General features: G+C 60.0%; 13 protein-coding genes and 2 tRNA genes. All 15 read right to left on the bottom strand.

The genetic code is table 11. From position 1 onward, the window contains the following. Positions 1-68: 68 nt before the first annotated feature. The 15 genes from G7016_RS21460 to ftsH all read right to left on the bottom strand — a co-directional run bounded on the left by G7016_RS21460 (position 69) and on the right by ftsH (position 15219). Positions 69-425 (bottom strand): BON domain-containing protein, encoded by a 357-nt coding sequence (locus G7016_RS21460; RefSeq protein ID WP_181117739.1) that lies wholly within the window; start codon positions 423-425, stop codon positions 69-71. A gap of 268 nt (positions 426-693) precedes the next feature. Continuing rightward, positions 694-2799 (bottom strand): polyribonucleotide nucleotidyltransferase, encoded by a 2106-nt coding sequence (gene pnp, locus G7016_RS21455; protein WP_181117738.1) that lies wholly within the window; start codon positions 2797-2799, stop codon positions 694-696. Positions 2800-3091: 292 nt separating this feature from the next. Further along, a complete protein-coding gene (gene rpsO / locus G7016_RS21450; protein WP_181117737.1) occupies positions 3092-3361 on the bottom strand; it encodes a 30S ribosomal protein S15 in 270 nt (89 codons plus the stop codon). Positions 3362-3470: 109 nt separating this feature from the next. Continuing rightward, a complete protein-coding gene (gene truB, locus G7016_RS21445; protein ID WP_181117736.1) occupies positions 3471-4388 on the bottom strand; it encodes a tRNA pseudouridine(55) synthase TruB in 918 nt (305 codons plus the stop codon). A 3-nt stretch (positions 4389-4391) separates the two neighbouring features. Further along, positions 4392-4799: a 30S ribosome-binding factor RbfA gene (gene rbfA / locus G7016_RS21440; RefSeq protein ID WP_181117735.1), complete on the bottom strand. Its 408-nt coding sequence runs from the start codon at positions 4797-4799 to the stop codon at positions 4392-4394. A gap of 125 nt (positions 4800-4924) precedes the next feature. Then, positions 4925-7447 (bottom strand): translation initiation factor IF-2, encoded by a 2523-nt coding sequence (gene infB / locus G7016_RS21435; RefSeq protein WP_181117734.1) that lies wholly within the window; start codon positions 7445-7447, stop codon positions 4925-4927. Between the two features lie 26 nt (positions 7448-7473). Then, on the bottom strand, positions 7474-8955 hold the full coding sequence (gene nusA, locus G7016_RS21430) for a transcription termination factor NusA (protein WP_181117733.1): 1482 nt from the start codon (positions 8953-8955) through the stop codon (positions 7474-7476). Between the two features lie 60 nt (positions 8956-9015). Continuing rightward, positions 9016-9474 carry a ribosome maturation factor RimP gene (gene rimP, locus G7016_RS21425; protein WP_181117766.1) on the bottom strand — a complete coding sequence of 153 codons (459 nt, stop codon included), beginning with the start codon at positions 9472-9474 and terminating at the stop codon, positions 9016-9018. Positions 9475-9602: 128 nt separating this feature from the next. Beyond that, positions 9603-9679, bottom strand: a tRNA-Met gene (locus tag G7016_RS21420). Between the two features lie 95 nt (positions 9680-9774). Then, positions 9775-9860 (bottom strand) — tRNA-Leu (locus tag G7016_RS21415). 17 nt (positions 9861-9877) lie between these two features. Beyond that, positions 9878-10261, bottom strand: a complete 384-nt coding sequence (gene secG / locus G7016_RS21410; protein WP_181117732.1) for a preprotein translocase subunit SecG — start codon at positions 10259-10261, stop codon at positions 9878-9880. Between the two features lie 4 nt (positions 10262-10265). After that, complete coding sequence (gene tpiA / locus G7016_RS21405) at positions 10266-11021, bottom strand: triose-phosphate isomerase (protein WP_181117731.1); 756 nt, start codon at positions 11019-11021, stop codon at positions 10266-10268. A 75-nt stretch (positions 11022-11096) separates the two neighbouring features. Then, positions 11097-12434, bottom strand: a complete 1338-nt coding sequence (gene glmM, locus G7016_RS21400) for a phosphoglucosamine mutase (protein WP_181117730.1) — start codon at positions 12432-12434, stop codon at positions 11097-11099. Between the two features lie 17 nt (positions 12435-12451). Then, positions 12452-13303 (bottom strand): dihydropteroate synthase, encoded by an 852-nt coding sequence (gene folP, locus G7016_RS21395; protein ID WP_181117729.1) that lies wholly within the window; start codon positions 13301-13303, stop codon positions 12452-12454. Positions 13304-13311: 8 nt separating this feature from the next. Next, on the bottom strand, positions 13312-15219 hold the full coding sequence (gene ftsH / locus G7016_RS21390) for an ATP-dependent zinc metalloprotease FtsH (protein ID WP_181117728.1): 1908 nt from the start codon (positions 15217-15219) through the stop codon (positions 13312-13314). Positions 15220-15373: the final 154 nt, after the last annotated feature.

Here is a 15373-nt window from a genome sequence, read left to right as displayed (position 1 = left end):
AACGGTCTTAGCGTTCAGAAACGAGAAAGCCCCGCAAATGCGGGGCTTCTTTTTACAACTGACCGGGATCAGTTGGTTTTCAGGCCATCAGCCGAAACGGCTTTAACGCCTTTGATTTTCTTGGTGATCATGACGGCGGTGTCTTTCTGAGCCTTGCTCAGTGCAACAGTAGACGACAGGGAAACGACGCCTTTGTTGGTCTCAACCTTGATGTCAGTGCCTGGAATGCCTTTTTCGGTAACCAGGTCGGATTTGACCTTGGTGGTGATCCAGGTATCGGAGGTCGCTTCCTGGGCCTGCTCCACTTCACCTGCTGCCAGCATCATTGGCGATTGCGCGGCTTGAGTGGTTTGGGCAAAGGCGACATTGGTCAGGCCCATCGCCATGACGGAAGCAGCTGCGGCAGCGATAGCGAGTTTTTTCATGGGAGTCACTCCTGTTCTTTTGGATATCCCGTAGCCTGTTGGCCACTGAGTGACAGTAGTGTTGCAGTCGCCGTGCCAACGTTTCGCTTGGTTATTAGCCCATATAAATCAATTACTTATGAATTCGAGCATCGGAATGCCATCGTGCAAGCTGCAATCACTGACGAAAATTTGCGTGCAAGTTGCAGGGACATGAATCGCCGAAAACCGGACAAAAAAAAGCCCCACCGAAGCGGGGCCCTTTCATTATGCGCAGTCGATCAGGTGATCAAACGCCCGAAGCTTCCGCCGCCGGCACGTCTTTGATCGAAAGCTTGATACGGCCGCGGTTGTCCACGTCCATTACCAATACCTTCACTTCCTGGCCTTCCTTCAGCACGTCGGTCACTTTCTCAACGCGCTGATCGCTCAGCATCGAGATGTGCACAAGGCCGTCCTTGCCTGGCAGGATGTTCACGAATGCGCCGAAGTCGACGATGCGCTCAACCTTGCCGACATAGATCTTGCCGATCTCGGCTTCTGCGGTGATGCCCAGTACGCGCTGGCGGGCAGCTTCAGCAGCTTCCTTGGTTTCGCCGAAGATCTTGATCGTGCCGTCGTCTTCGATGTCGATCGAAGCCTTGGTTTCTTCGCAGATGGCGCGGATGGTGGCGCCGCCCTTGCCGATCACGTCACGGATCTTGTCGGTGTCGATCTTCATCGCGATCATGGTAGGCGCGTTGGCGGACAGCTCGTTACGCGACTGGCCAATCACCTGGTTCATCTGGCCGAGGATGTTCAGGCGCGCTTCCAGGGCCTGGCCCAGGGCGATTTCCATGATCTCTTCGGTGATGCCGTTGATCTTGATGTCCATCTGCAGTGCGGTAACGCCCTTGGCGGTACCGGCAACCTTGAAGTCCATGTCGCCGAGGTGGTCTTCGTCACCCAGGATGTCGGTGAGGATGGCGAATTTCTCGCCTTCTTTCACCAGGCCCATGGCGATACCGGCCACAGGGGCCTTCATCGGTACACCGGCGTCCATCAAGGCCAGAGAAGCACCGCACACCGACGCCATGGAGCTGGAGCCGTTGGATTCGGTGATTTCCGACACCACGCGGATGGTGTAGGGGAACACGTCGGAGTCCGGCAGCATAGCCTGGACGCTGCGGCGGGCCAGACGGCCGTGGCCGATTTCGCGACGGCCAGCACCGCCCATGCGACCACACTCGCCTACCGAGAACGGCGGGAAGTTGTAGTGCAGCATGAAGGGGTCTTTCTTCTCGCCTTCGAGGGTGTCCAGCAGCTGTGCGTCACGGGCGGTGCCCAGGGTCGCTACTACCAGTGCCTGGGTTTCGCCACGGGTGAACAGGGCCGAACCGTGGGTCTTGGGCAGTACACCTACTTCGATGTTCAGCGGGCGAACGGTACGGGTGTCACGGCCATCGATACGCGGCTTGCCATTCACGATGTTTTCGCGAACGGTGCGGTATTCGATCTCGCCGAAGATTTCCTTCACTTCGGCGGAGCTTGGCTGGCCTTCCTCACCGGAGAATTTGGCAACGGCCTGGTCGCGCAGTTCGCCCAGGCGAGCATAGCGATCAGCCTTGACGGTGATGGTGTAAGCCTCGGAGACAGCAGCACCGACTTCACCACGGATGGCGTTCAGCAGCTCGGTGTTCTCGGCTTTTGGCGCCCAGTTCCAGGTAGGCTTGGCAGCTTCGGCGGCCAGTTCCTTAACAGCAGTGATCACCGACTGGAATTCGTCGTGGGCGAACAGCACAGCGCCCAGCATCTGGTCTTCGGTCAGTTCCTTGGCTTCGGATTCAACCATCAGCACGGCGTCGGCGGTACCGGCCACGACCATGTCGAGGCTGGAAGCGGCCAGTTGCTCGTAGGTCGGGTTCAGCAGGTAGCCGGTGCTTTCATGGAAAGCGACACGGGCAGCGCCGATTGGGCCTTCGAACGGAATACCGGAAATGGCCAGGGCAGCCGAGGTGCCGATCATCGCAGCGATGTCCGGATCGGTCTTCTTGCTGGTGGAAACGACGGTGCAGACAACCTGCACTTCGTTCATGAAGCCTTCGGGGAACAGCGGGCGGATCGGACGGTCGATCAGCCGGGAAGTGAGGGTTTCTTTCTCGGACGGGCGGCCTTCGCGCTTGAAGAAGCCACCAGGGATCTTGCCGGCTGCGTAGGTTTTTTCCTGGTAGTGAACAGACAGCGGGAAGAAGCCCTTGCCTGGATCGGCCTGCTTGGCACCTACCACGGTGACCAGCACGGTCACGTCGTTGTCGACGGTGACCAGGACGGCGCCGGAGGCTTGACGGGCAATGCGGCCAGTCTCGAGGGTTACGGTCGATTGACCGAACTGAAATTGCTTGATTACCGGGTTCACGGTTTCCTACCTTCCATTTGCTCTTGGGGGAATCTGTACCAGGCCAGTATGCCGTTGCCTACCGGGCCTCGAATAGTTGGGCGCCAACGGGTTTCGGCCCGTACCACGTCCGGATAAAGCTGGTCCCGGATATCACCGGCCCCATAAAACTTGAGGCTGGAAACCCGCCCCTCTCGAACACAAGGCTCGAAAGAGACGGGTCGCCAACCTCATTGAGTTGCCCAGCCCCTGCAACGATTGCGCATCAAGCGCGACCGTTGCGAGGCCGTGCACACCACTGGCCGGGCCGCTATCAGCGACGCAGGCCCAGGCGACCGATCAGGGCGCTGTAGCGAGTGACGTCTTTGCCCTTCAGGTAGTCCAGCAGCTTGCGACGCTGGTTAACCATACGGATCAGGCCACGACGCGAGTGGTGGTCTTTGCCGTTGGCCTTGAAGTGGTCCTGCAGCTTGTTGATGTTGTGGGTCAGCAGGGCTACCTGCACTTCCGGGGAACCGGTGTCGCCAGCAGCTTGCTGATATTCACCAACGATACGAGCTTTGTCTTCAACGCTGAGTGCCATGAGGCGTTCTCCATTTCACGGAACCGCCAGGCGATTCCAATAGGCCAGGGAAACCCCTGTCGTTTAATAGGAGGAGTGACCGCGCCTAATGACAGCCACCCTCGTTCGGTCATTCAGACCGAATCAGTCGACGCGGCGCAATACGCCCGTCTTCGCTCACTTCACCGATACCAATGAAGCGACCGTTGTGATCCTGTACGCGCACCATGCCAAAGGCCGGAGCCTCCGGGGCACGAACCGGCTGCCCATGGAGCCAGTAGAACGCACTGTGTTCCGAGAACTGCAGCAGCGGCCAATCCTGAAGGCCGCTGTCGGCCGGCAGGAGGAACTGGTCCAGCGCCTCGTTGCCACCCTCGGCATGCGCCTGTTCCAGGGCTTCGAGGGTGATCGTTTGCGCGAGCTTGAACGGCCCCGCCTGTGTACGCCGCAGCTGCGCCACATAAGCCCCGCAACCGAGCCGCTCGCCGATATCCTCGACCAGGGTTCGAATGTAGGTGCCTTTGGTGCAATGCACTGCCAGCGTAGCCCGGGTTTGCTCTACCGCCAGCAACTCAAGGCTGCCAATAGTAACAGAACGCGCTTCGCGCTCCACTACTTCCCCGGCACGTGCAAGTTTGTACAGCGGCTGCCCGTCACGCTTGAGCGCCGAGTACATCGGCGGAACCTGCTGGATAGGGCCACGGAAGTGGGGCAGTACCGCTTCGATGTCAGCACGACCGACGGTCACCTCACGCTCGCGCAATACCTCACCTTCCGCATCGGCGGTGGTGGTGGTAACGCCCAGCTGCATGACGGTCTCGTAGCCCTTGTCGGAATCGAGCAGGTACTGGGAGAACTTGGTCGCCTCCCCGAAGCACAGCGGCAATACGCCGGTGGCCAGAGGGTCGAGGCTACCGGTGTGGCCGGCCTTCTCGGCATTGAGCAGCCAACGCACCTTCTGCAGCGCCGCGTTGGAGGTAAAACCCTGTGGCTTGTCCAGCAGGATGATGCCGCTCACGTTACGGCGTATACGCTTGACCTGAGCCACCGGTCAGTCCTCGCCCACATCTTTGGGCTCGGGCGAGGCTGGCGCGTGCTGGCTGTCTTCGGCGACCGCGCGCTCGATCAGCGCAGAGAGGTGCGCCCCGCGAGCCACGCTTTCGTCATAGTGGAAGTGCAGTTGCGGAACGCTGCGCAGTTTCATTTCCCGGCCCAGTTGCGTGCGCAGGAAACTGCCCGCCGCGTTGAGCACCTTCACGCTCTGCTTGACCTGCTCGCCGCCATCGTCACCCATCACGGTGATGTAGACCTTGGCGTGGCCAACGTCGCGTGTGACTTCTACCGCGGTGATGGTGACCAGGCCCACGCGTGGGTCTTTCACTTCACGCCGAATGAGTTGCGCCAGTTCGCGCTGCATCTGATCGCCGATGCGTTGGGTACGGCTATATTCTTTTGCCATGGCAAGACTACCTGTATCGACCCCCCGCAGCGCGGGCGGCTTGAAAGCGGCAAACGCCCGACCCAGCGAGTAGCCGGACCGGGCGTTGCGTTAAGGGCGGGCGCTGAGCCTTCCCTGAGTACAGCTTAGAGGGTACGAGCTACCTGGACCTTCTCGAAGACTTCGATCTTGTCACCGACTTTCACGTCGTTGTAGCTCTTCACGCCAATACCGCACTCCATGCCGGCACGCACTTCGGACATGTCGTCCTTGAAGCGGCGCAGCGACTCGAGTTCGCCCTCGAAGATCACCACGTCTTCGCGCAGTACGCGAATCGGGCGATTCCGGTGAACGATACCTTCGAGCACCATACAGCCGGCAACGGCGCCGAATTTCGGCGAGCGGAACACGTCACGTACTTCGGCGATGCCGAGGATGTTCTCGCGGACATCGCTGCCAAGCATGCCGGTAAGGGCCTTCTTGACGTCTTCGATGATGTCGTAGATCACGTTGTAGTAACGCATGTCCAGGCCTTCCTGCTCGACGATCTTGCGAGCACCGGCATCGGCACGCACGTTGAAGCCGAACACGACTGCATTGGAGGCAAGGGCCAGGTTGGCATCGCTTTCCGTGATGCCACCTACACCGCCAGCCACGACGCGAACCTGCACTTCGTCGTTGCCCAGGCCGCCCAGGGCGCCCTGCAGGGCTTCGAGAGAACCACGCACGTCGGCCTTGAGCACGATGTTGAGGGTTTTCTTCTCTTCCTGGCCCATGTTCTCGAAGATGTTCTCGAGCTTGCCGGCGTGAGCACGAGCCAGCTTGACCTCGCGGAACTTGCCTTGACGGAACATGGCAACTTCACGGGCTTTCTTCTCGTCGCCCACCACGCTCATTTCGTCGCCGGCGTCCGGGGTACCGTCCAGGCCGAGAATCTCGACCGGGATCGATGGGCCCGCTTCTTTCACGTTCTTGCCGTTCTCGTCGAGCATTGCGCGGATGCGGCCGAAGTTCGAGCCTACCAGCACCATGTCGCCCTGACGCAGGGTACCGTCCTGAACCAGAACGGTCGCAACCGGGCCGCGGCCCTTGTCCAGGCGGGACTCGACTACAACACCACGGCCAGGCGCAGCCGGGCTTGCCTTGAGCTCGAGTACTTCAGCCTGAAGCAGAACGGCTTCGAGCAGTTCGTCGACACCGGTACCCATCTTCGCGGAGACCGGAACGAACGGAGTATCGCCGCCCCACTCTTCGGAAGTCACGCCCTGCACCGACAGCTCGCTGCGGATGCGGTCCAGGTCAGCGCCCGGCTTGTCGATCTTGTTCACTGCGACAACCAGCGGTACACCGGCAGCCTTGGCGTGCTGAACGGCTTCGATGGTTTGCGGCATCACGCCGTCGTCCGCCGCCACCACGAGGATGACGATGTCGGTCGCCTTGGCACCACGAGCACGCATGGCGGTAAACGCGGCGTGGCCAGGGGTGTCGAGGAACGTAACCATGCCACGGTCGGTTTCGACGTGGTAGGCACCGATGTGCTGGGTGATACCACCGGCTTCGCCAGCAGCAACCTTGGCACGACGGATGTAGTCGAGCAGCGAGGTTTTACCATGGTCAACGTGGCCCATGACGGTAACCACCGGCGCGCGAGCGACGGTTTCGCCTTCATAGCGCAGCGATTCGGCCAGGGATTCTTCCAGGGCGTTGTCGCTGACCAGCTTGACCTTGTGGCCGAGCTCTTCGGCGACCAGCTGAGCGGTGTCACGGTCCAGCACCTGGTTGATGGTAACCGGGGTGCCGAGCTTGAACATGAACTTGACCACTTCAGCGCCCTTGACGGACATCTGCTGCGCCAGGTCGGACACGGTGATGGTTTCGCCAATCACAACGTCACGAACAACCGGGCCAGTCGGGCTCTGGAAGCCATGCATGTTGCGCTTCTTGAGCTTGGACTTGCCACGGCCACCGCGACGGAAGCCATCGCTCTCTTCGTCGGTGGTACGTGGGGCGGCACGCGGCGTAGGCGCCTTTTCCTTCACAGTCGCGCGGTGCGGCTGATTCTTGCGGTCGCCACGACGATCGTCGTCGGTGGTTGCCTTGGGCTTGTCCGGACGGCGGGCATCGTCGCGCTTGCGCACTTCAGCGACCTGGGTCGGCTGTGGCGCACGCTCAGGTGCAGCGGCCGGCTCGGAAGCACGGGCGGCAGGTGCCTGGGCAACCGCGTCAGCCACAGGCTGGCTGGCCTCGGCGGCAGACGCGGCCTTGCGGGCTTCTTCCTCAGCGCGCAGGCGAACCTGATCGTTGATCTTGTCGCGAGCAGCGTTTTCAGCAGCGCGGCGCTCTTCGAGTTCGCGGCGTTGTTGAGCCTCGATCTCCTCAGGGCTTTGCTTGACGAAGGTCTTCTTCTTGCGGACCTCGACACTGATGGTCTTGCTGCCGGCCACGCGCAATGTGCTGGTGGTCTTGCGTTGCAGGGTAATCTTGCGGGGTTCTTCCACTTTTGCCTTGTGACTGCTTTTCAGGTGCGCCAACAGCGCTTGTTTTTCGGTATCGGTCACAACCTGGCCGGCGTCGGTATGTGGTAGCCCCGCCTCACGCATCTGTTGCAACAGGCGCTCCACCGGTGCGGCGACCTCTTGGGCCAGTTCTTTCACCGTGACTTGCGTCATGCACTTCTCTCCTCAGGCCGCGCCAGTTACTCGAACCAATGGGCTCGGGCGGCCATGATCAACTTGCCGGCACGCTCTTGGTCGATGCCGTCGATGTCGAGCAAATCGTCAATAGACTGCTCGGCCAGGTCTTCGCGGTTGATTACGCCGCGTACCGCCAATTCCTTCGCAAGGTCCGCGTCCATACCTTCCAGGGAAAGCAGATCTTCGGCCGGATGGGCGTCAGCGAGCTTTTCCTCGGAAGCGATGGCAGCGGTCAACAGGCGATCCTTGGCCCGAGCACGAAGCTCATTGACGATCTCCTCATCGAACCCATCGATGTTGAGCATTTCTTCCAAAGGCACGTAGGCGATTTCTTCCAGGCTGGTGAAACCTTCGTCAACCAGAACCTGGGCGAGCTCTTCGTCGACTTCGAGTTGCTCGACGAAATTGCGCAGGATGTCGCCGGTTTCGGCCTGTTGTTTAGCCTGGATATCGGACTCGGTCATGACATTCAGCGTCCAGCCGGTCAGCTGGCTGGCCAGACGAACGTTCTGCCCGCCCCGGCCGATGGCCTGGGCGAGGTTGTCAGCCGCAACGGCGATATCCATGGCATGCGCGTCCTCATCAACGATGATGGCCGCGACTTCCGCCGGGGACATTGCGTTGATGACGAACTGTGCAGGGTTGTCGTCCCAGAGGACGATGTCGACACGCTCGCCACCCAGCTCGCCGGACACCGCTTGTACGCGGGAGCCGCGCATACCGATGCACGCGCCCTGAGGGTCGATGCGTTTGTCCTTGGAGCGGACCGCGATTTTCGCGCGGGAACCCGGATCGCGGGAAGCGGCCATCACTTCGATGAGGCCTTCTGCGATTTCCGGTACTTCGATACGGAAGAGCTCGATGAGCATTTCCGGTGCAGTGCGCGACAGGATCAGTTGCGGGCCGCGGTTCTCGCTGCGAATTTCCTTGAGCAGCGCGCGAAGACGCACGCCAACACGGAAGGTTTCGCGGGAGATGATGTCTTCACGCGCCAGCAGCGCCTCGGCATTGTTGCCAAGGTCCACGATGACGTTGTCGCGAGTCACCTTCTTTACGGTGCCGGAGATGATTTCGCCAACCTTCTCGCGGTAGGCATCGACCACCTGGGCACGCTCGGCCTCGCGCACTTTCTGCACGATGACTTGCTTGGCGGTTTGCGCGGCGATGCGACCGAACTCGATGGAGTCGATCTTTTCCTCGATGATGTCGCCTGCAACCGAGTCAGGCTTGCGAGCCTGAGCCTGGTCGACAGCCAGCTGGATGGCCGGGTCATCGAAGTTTTCGTCCTCGACGACGGTCCAGCGGCGGAACGTCTCGTAGCTGCCGGTGTGGCGGTTGATCGCCACGCGCAGATCTACTTCGTCCTCGAACCGCTTCTTGGTAGCGGTAGCCAGGGCGATTTCCAGTGCTTCAAAAATGACACCCGCCGGTACGCCCTTTTCATTGGATACCGATTCAACAACCAGCAGTACTTCTTTACTCATCGTACGCCTCGCCTTTCGCAAGCCTTTGGTTTCCGCGATTCACGCAGAACCCGAAACGTCTCAGTCAAAACTGGGAATAATGTTTGCTTTATCGATGGAATCGATCGGCAACAAGAATTCATGGTCATCGACCTGGACCACCACATCCTGTTCTTCCACACCGCGAAGCAGGCCCTGAAAATTGCGCCGACCTTCGAAAGGCGTGCGCAACTTGATTTTTACCTGGTCGCCGGCATGGGCAGCGAACTGCTCCAGCGTAAACAACGGGCGATCCATGCCTGGAGAGGAAACTTCAAGCGTGTACTCGACAGCGATCGGGTCTTCGACATCAAGTACCCCGCTGACCTGACGACTGACGATTTCGCAGTCCTCGACAAGCACACCGCCTTCCTTATCAATAAAAATACGTAGCAGTGAGTGGCGACCCTGGGATATGTACTCTATACCCCAACATTGATAACCAAGCGCCTCGACCACTGGGGCCAGCAGGGCCTGCAACTGTTCTAGCTTGCTCGACAACTGAACCCCCTCGTGCATGCTTTGCAAATAAAAAATGGGCGAAACGCCCACACTGGAAACGCCGCCGGAGAGCGACGCATGTGCTGATCAGCTAACAAAAAGCCCCTGAACAGGGGCTCCGCTAAAGCTGGTTGCGGGGGCTGGATTTGAACCAACGACCTTCGGGTTATGAGCCCGACGAGCTACCGGACTGCTCCACCCCGCGACATAACTGGCCCGAAAGTATACGGCTTCGGCCCTGAACGGTCAATCAACAGCGCTGGAACAAGAAAGCCCGCAAAAATGCGGGCTCCTTGTATATGGTACCGAGAAGGGGACTCGAACCCCTACACCCTATGGGCACAACCACCTCAAGGTTGCGTGTCTACCAATTCCACCACCTCGGCAAAACTCTTAAAACCCGTTACTTCTGCTCTTGAGCTGGAGGAACATCGTTAGTGTTCGCTCCGCCTTTCTGCTCATTGAGCACCGGGACATCATCTGCCGCCGGCTTTTGCTGAGGTACTTCGAGCACTGCTGGATTTGGAAGCCCTGCCTGACTCAACTGGTGAGCCTTTTCCTTAGCAAAGTATCCTAACCCCAAGCTGGTCAAGAAGAAACATGCAGCGAGTATACCAGTAAACTTGCTTAGAAAGGTAGAGGAACCTTGGCTTCCGAACACAGTATTTGAAGCACCTGCGCCGAAAGATGCTCCTGCTTCTGCACCTTTCCCCTGCTGAAGCAGCACGAGGACAACTACCCCGAGCGCACCCAACAGGTGAAACACTACAACGACGTTTTCCAGCATGTTGTCAGCTTCCCGCGGCGCGACAGATCGCACCGAACTCATCTGCATTCAGGGCGGCACCACCAATCAGCCCCCCGTCGATATCCGGCATACGGAACAGATCAGCCGCGTTGGCCGCCTTTACGCTGCCGCCGTATAAAAGTCGCACGCCTTGTGCGACTTCAGCATTCCTGGCTGCCAGCCTGGCCCGGATCGCATGATGCACGTCCTGAGCCTGCTCTGGCGTTGCCGTCAAACCTGTGCCAATCGCCCATACCGGCTCGTAAGCAATGACTGCCTGGGAGAAGACCTCTACACCAAGCGCGTCCATGACGCTGTCGAGCTGTGCACCGACTACATCGAAAGTCCGTTCGGCTTCGCGATCCTCGAGGGTTTCGCCTACACAGAGCACCGGAACCAGCCCAGCCTCCTGTGCAGCCTTGAACTTCGCAACGAGAACGCCTTCAGCCTCGCCCAGAATCTGCCTGCGTTCCGAATGCCCTATCAGGACAAGCGAACAACCTGCATCCTTGAGCTGGCTCGCTGCAACCTCACCGGTAAGGGCACCTGGCCCCGACTGGGTAGCAACGTTTTGCGCCCCTACTGCAACGCCCGCCTCTCGCAACGCTTCAACCGCTTCGCTGACGTGGAGGAATGTCGGGAAAACCGCGACGTCTACTGTCGCTGAAAACTCCTGACTTTTCAACCCCTTGAGCAGCTCCGCCACGCTGGAGCGGGTACCGTTCATTTTCCAGTTACCAGCTACCATCAAGCGACGCATACTTTACCCCGTCGGTCAAAGTGGGCGCAGATGTTACCCAGAACAAAGCGCAGTGGCAAGCCTTCAGATCGCAAATCAGGCGCAAACTTCTTCCACAAGCCTGGCGAGCTCTTCGGCATAGCGGCGAACCTGCACTTCTTCATCGCCTTCGACCATCACACGCACAAGCGGCTCGGTTCCAGACTTGCGCAGCAGCACACGGCCGCGACCACCCATGGCTGCGGTCACGCGTTCGCACGCCTGCTCCACCGCCGGATGACTTGTTGGGTCCTGCCCGCCACCGAAACGTACGTTGATCAGTACCTGGGGGCACTTGCGCAGGCCGTGACGGGCCTGGGAAAGCGTTTCGCCACGGCGCTTGAGCGCCAGCAGCACCTGCAGCGACGCGATGATCGCGTCCCCGGTGGTGGTGTGCTGGGAGCAAACGATGTGCCCGGAGTTTTCACCGCCCAGCGGCCAGTGGCGCTCGGACATTTCGGCGATGACATAGCGGTCGCCGACTTTGGCCCGCGTAAACGGGATATCGTGGTCCTGTAACGCCAGCTCCAGCCCCAGGTTGCTCATCAGTGTGCCGACCACGCCACCTTCCAACCGCCCGCGCTCTTTGAGGTCGCGGGCAATGATGAACAGCAGTTCGTCGCCGTCGACGATGGCACCGGTATGGTCGACCATGAGCACGCGGTCGCCGTCACCGTCGAAGGCGATACCCATGTCCGCATGGCCAAGCAGTACAGCGGCCTGCAGGGCTTCCATGTGGGTGGAGCCGCAGTTCTCGTTGATATTCAGGCCGTCCGGTTGGGCCGAGATGACGGTAACCTGGGCACCCAGCTCACGGAACACGTTGGGGGCGACTTTATAGGTGGCGCCGTGCGCGCAATCCACCACCAGCTTGAGGCCAGCGAAATCGGTGCTGGTCGGAACACTGCTTTTGCAGAATTCGATATAGCGGCCGGCGGCGTCGTTGATACGCGACACCTTGCCCAGGCTGCCCGACTCGGCCACTGTCATCGGCTGATCCATCAGCTCTTCGATCATCAGTTCGATGTCATCCGGCAGCTTGGTGCCCTGCCCGGAGAAGAATTTAATGCCGTTGTCGTGGTGCGGGTTATGCGAGGCACTGATAACGATGCCCGCTTCGGCATGGAAGGTACGGGTGAGGTAGGCAATGGCTGGCGTGGGCATAGGCCCCAGCAGCATCACGTCCGCACCGGCGGCCGACAGGCCGGCTTCGAGCGCGGATTCGAACATGTACCCGGAGATGCGTGTGTCCTTGCCCACCAGAACCCGGCATGCGCCCATCTTGCGGAACGCCATGCCCGCAGCCCAGCCAAGCTTGAGCATGAAATCCGGAGTGATTGGGTATTGACCGACGCGGCCCCGAATTCCATCGGTGCCAAAATACTTCTTGCTCATAGGTGCTCCGTTCGTTCTTATTCCGCCGCGTCGACCGCTGCGATCATGCGCACCACGTCTACTGTTTCAGCAACGTCGTGAACGCGAAGGATCCGCGCGCCTTTGGCCATCGCCAGCGCCGCCAATGCCAGGCTACCGAACAGCCGCTCGGTTACCGGCTTGCCCAGCGCCTGGCCTACGATGCTTTTGCGCGAAACGCCGACCAACAACGGCTGCCCAAGCGCATGCAAAGCTTGCAGGTGTTTGAACAGGCTCAGGTTGTGAGCATGCGTTTTCGCAAAGCCGAACCCTGGGTCCAGGATGATCCGCGACGGGTCTATGCCCACATTCTGACAGGCAAGCACGCGCCCGGCGAGGAAATCGGACACTTCGCCGACCAGATCAGTGTAGTGAGGATTGTCCTGCATATCGCCGGGCTCGCCGAGCATGTGCATCAGGCATACCGCGGCGCGGGTACCTGCCGCTGCCTCCAGCGCACCAGGCCGGCGCAACGAGCGAACATCATTGATCAAGCCCATGCCTCTGGCGGCGCTTTCGGTAATGACTTCTGGCGTGGACGTGTCCACGGAAATCACCACATCCAGTTCGCCGGCTATGGCCTCGACCACAGGACACACCCGGTCCAGCTCTTCCTGGACGGATACCGCCGATGCGCCTGGGCGAGTGGACTCCCCGCCCACGTCAATGAGCGTGGCGCCCGCGTCAACCATGGCACGGGCGTGAGCCAGCGCGCGGTCGAGCCCCTTGAAGCGGCCACCGTCGGAGAAAGAGTCGGGGGTAACGTTGAGAATACCCATGACATGGGTACGTGATAAATCAAGAACCCGGTTACCGCAAGGTAACCGGGTCGAGTACAGCGCAGAGGTCATGCGAGGCCTTAGTGTTGAGCGGCGGGCCCGCCGATGGGCGCCTCCGGACGCTCGCTGCCTTTGGCCGCGGTTCCGGAAGAGCCGGAGCCTCCGGTCCAGTCCCGAGGTTCGCGCACCGGCCTGCCGGCCATGATGTCTTCGATCTGATCCGCGTCAATGGTCTCATATTTCATGAGCGCATCGGCCATGACATCGAGCTTGTCGCGGTTGTCCGCCAGGATCTGCTTGGCGGTGGTATAGCAGTGATCGATGATACTGCGAACTTCAGAGTCGATCATCTTCGCGGTTTCGCCCGACAGGCTGCCGTTCTGCGAGCTGCCGCCACGGCCCAGGAACACCTCGCCCTCTTCCTCGGCATACATGAGCGGGCCCATCTTCTCGGACAGCCCCCACTTGGTCACCATGTTCCGGGCAATCTGGCTGGCGCGCATGATGTCGTTGGACGCGCCCGTGGTCACCCCATCGAAGCCCAGGGTCATTTCCTCGGCGATACGGCCACCGTAGAGGGAACAGATCTGGCTGATGAGGGCACGCTTGGACAGGCTGTAACGATCTTCCTCAGGAAGGAACATGGTCACGCCCAAAGCGCGGCCACGAGGGATGATCGACACCTTGTACACCGGGTCATGCTCGGGAACGATGCGCCCGACGATCGCGTGGCCTGCTTCATGATAGGCAGTGTTGCGCTTTTCCTTGTCGGACATGACCATGGTTTTGCGCTCGGCGCCCATCATGATCTTGTCTTTGGCAAGCTCGAATTCACGCATTTCAACAATGCGCTTGCCTGCACGAGCCGCGAACAGCGACGCCTCGTTGACCAGGTTGGCCAGGTCGGCGCCCGAGAAGCCAGGTGTGCCGCGAGCGATAACGCCAGCGTTCACATCGTCGCCCATCGGCACTTTACGCATGTGCACTTTCAGGATCTGCTCGCGACCACGGATATCCGGCAAGCCAACCACGACCTGACGGTCGAAGCGGCCAGGCCGCAGCAAGGCAGGGTCCAGCACGTCAGGACGGTTGGTGGCTGCAATGACGATGATGCCGTCATTCATTTCGAAGCCGTCCATCTCTACCAGCAACTGGTTGAGGGTTTGCTCGCGCTCGTCGTGACCACCGCCCATACCGGCGCCACGGTGGCGACCGACAGCGTCGATTTCGTCGATGAAGATGATGCAAGGCGCGTGCTTTTTAGCCTGTTCGAACATGTCCCGAACACGGCTGGCACCGACACCCACGAACATTTCAACGAAGTCCGAACCGGAAATGGTGAAGAACGGTACTTTCGCCTCGCCCGCAATAGCCTTGGCGATAAGGGTTTTACCGGTACCCGGCGGGCCGACCATCAGCACACCGCGCGGGATTCGCCCACCAAGGCGCTGGAACTTGCCGGGGTCGCGAAGGAACTCGACCAGTTCGCCCACTTCTTCCTTGGCTTCGTCGCAGCCCGCCACGTCGGCGAGCGTTGTTTTCACCTGGTCTTCGGAAAGCAGCCTGGCCTTGCTCTTGCCAAAGCTCATGGGGCCACCCTTGCCACCTGCCCCGCCCTGCATCTGCCTCATGAAGAACATGAACACGGCAATGATGACGAGTATGGGGAAGCTGGCGACCAGCAGTTGCGTCCAGATGCTTTGCTGCTCGGGCTGCTTGCCTTCGATCACGACCTTGTTGTCCACCAGGTCGCCGATCAGGCCGTTGTCCTGGATCGCCGGGCGGATGGTCTTGAAGTTGTCGCCGTCGTTGCGCTTGCCGGTGATGACGTAACCGTCGACCTGCACGCGCTCAATCTTGCCGTCCTTCACCTGTTGGATGAAATCGGAGTAATTGAGGGTTTGCGGCTCGTTGGGGCTCGAGAAATTGTTCATCACCGTCACCAGAACGGCGGCGATGATCAGCCACAGGATGAGATTCTTTGCCATATCGTTCAATTCGCTACCCTCTGAAGCCAGTCTCTGAGACCTAGCGCCAGGCTTCGTATGATGTCCATCGGCCTAACTTACTACACAACCGTAGGCATGCGCAGACGCTGCTTGTAACGCTTTGTGAAACTTTTGACTGCGTAATAGTCGCTTA

This window comes from Pseudomonas japonica, assembly GCF_013522925.1.
Taxonomy (GTDB): Bacteria; Pseudomonadota; Gammaproteobacteria; order Pseudomonadales; family Pseudomonadaceae; genus Aquipseudomonas; species Aquipseudomonas japonica_A.
The sequence above is the reverse complement of the archived record's forward strand: the minus strand, read 5'-3'. Positions and strand labels throughout refer to the sequence as shown.

Coding starts and splice junctions, on each gene's coding strand:
- tpiA (WP_181117731.1), bottom strand. CDS start 11,021: ATGCGTCGCTTGATGGTAGCTGGTAACTGGAAAATGAACGGTACCCGC.
- infB (WP_181117734.1), bottom strand. CDS start 7,447: ATGACGCAAGTCACGGTGAAAGAACTGGCCCAAGAGGTCGCCGCACCG.
- secG (WP_181117732.1), bottom strand. CDS start 10,261: ATGCTGGAAAACGTCGTTGTAGTGTTTCACCTGTTGGGTGCGCTCGGG.
- ftsH (WP_181117728.1), bottom strand. CDS start 15,219: ATGGCAAAGAATCTCATCCTGTGGCTGATCATCGCCGCCGTTCTGGTG.
- glmM (WP_181117730.1), bottom strand. CDS start 12,434: ATGAGCAAGAAGTATTTTGGCACCGATGGAATTCGGGGCCGCGTCGGT.
- rbfA (WP_181117735.1), bottom strand. CDS start 4,799: ATGGCAAAAGAATATAGCCGTACCCAACGCATCGGCGATCAGATGCAG.
- nusA (WP_181117733.1), bottom strand. CDS start 8,955: ATGAGTAAAGAAGTACTGCTGGTTGTTGAATCGGTATCCAATGAAAAG.
- G7016_RS21460 (WP_181117739.1), bottom strand. CDS start 425: ATGAAAAAACTCGCTATCGCTGCCGCAGCTGCTTCCGTCATGGCGATG.
- folP (WP_181117729.1), bottom strand. CDS start 13,303: ATGACCTCTGCGCTGTACTCGACCCGGTTACCTTGCGGTAACCGGGTT.
- rpsO (WP_181117737.1), bottom strand. CDS start 3,361: ATGGCACTCAGCGTTGAAGACAAAGCTCGTATCGTTGGTGAATATCAG.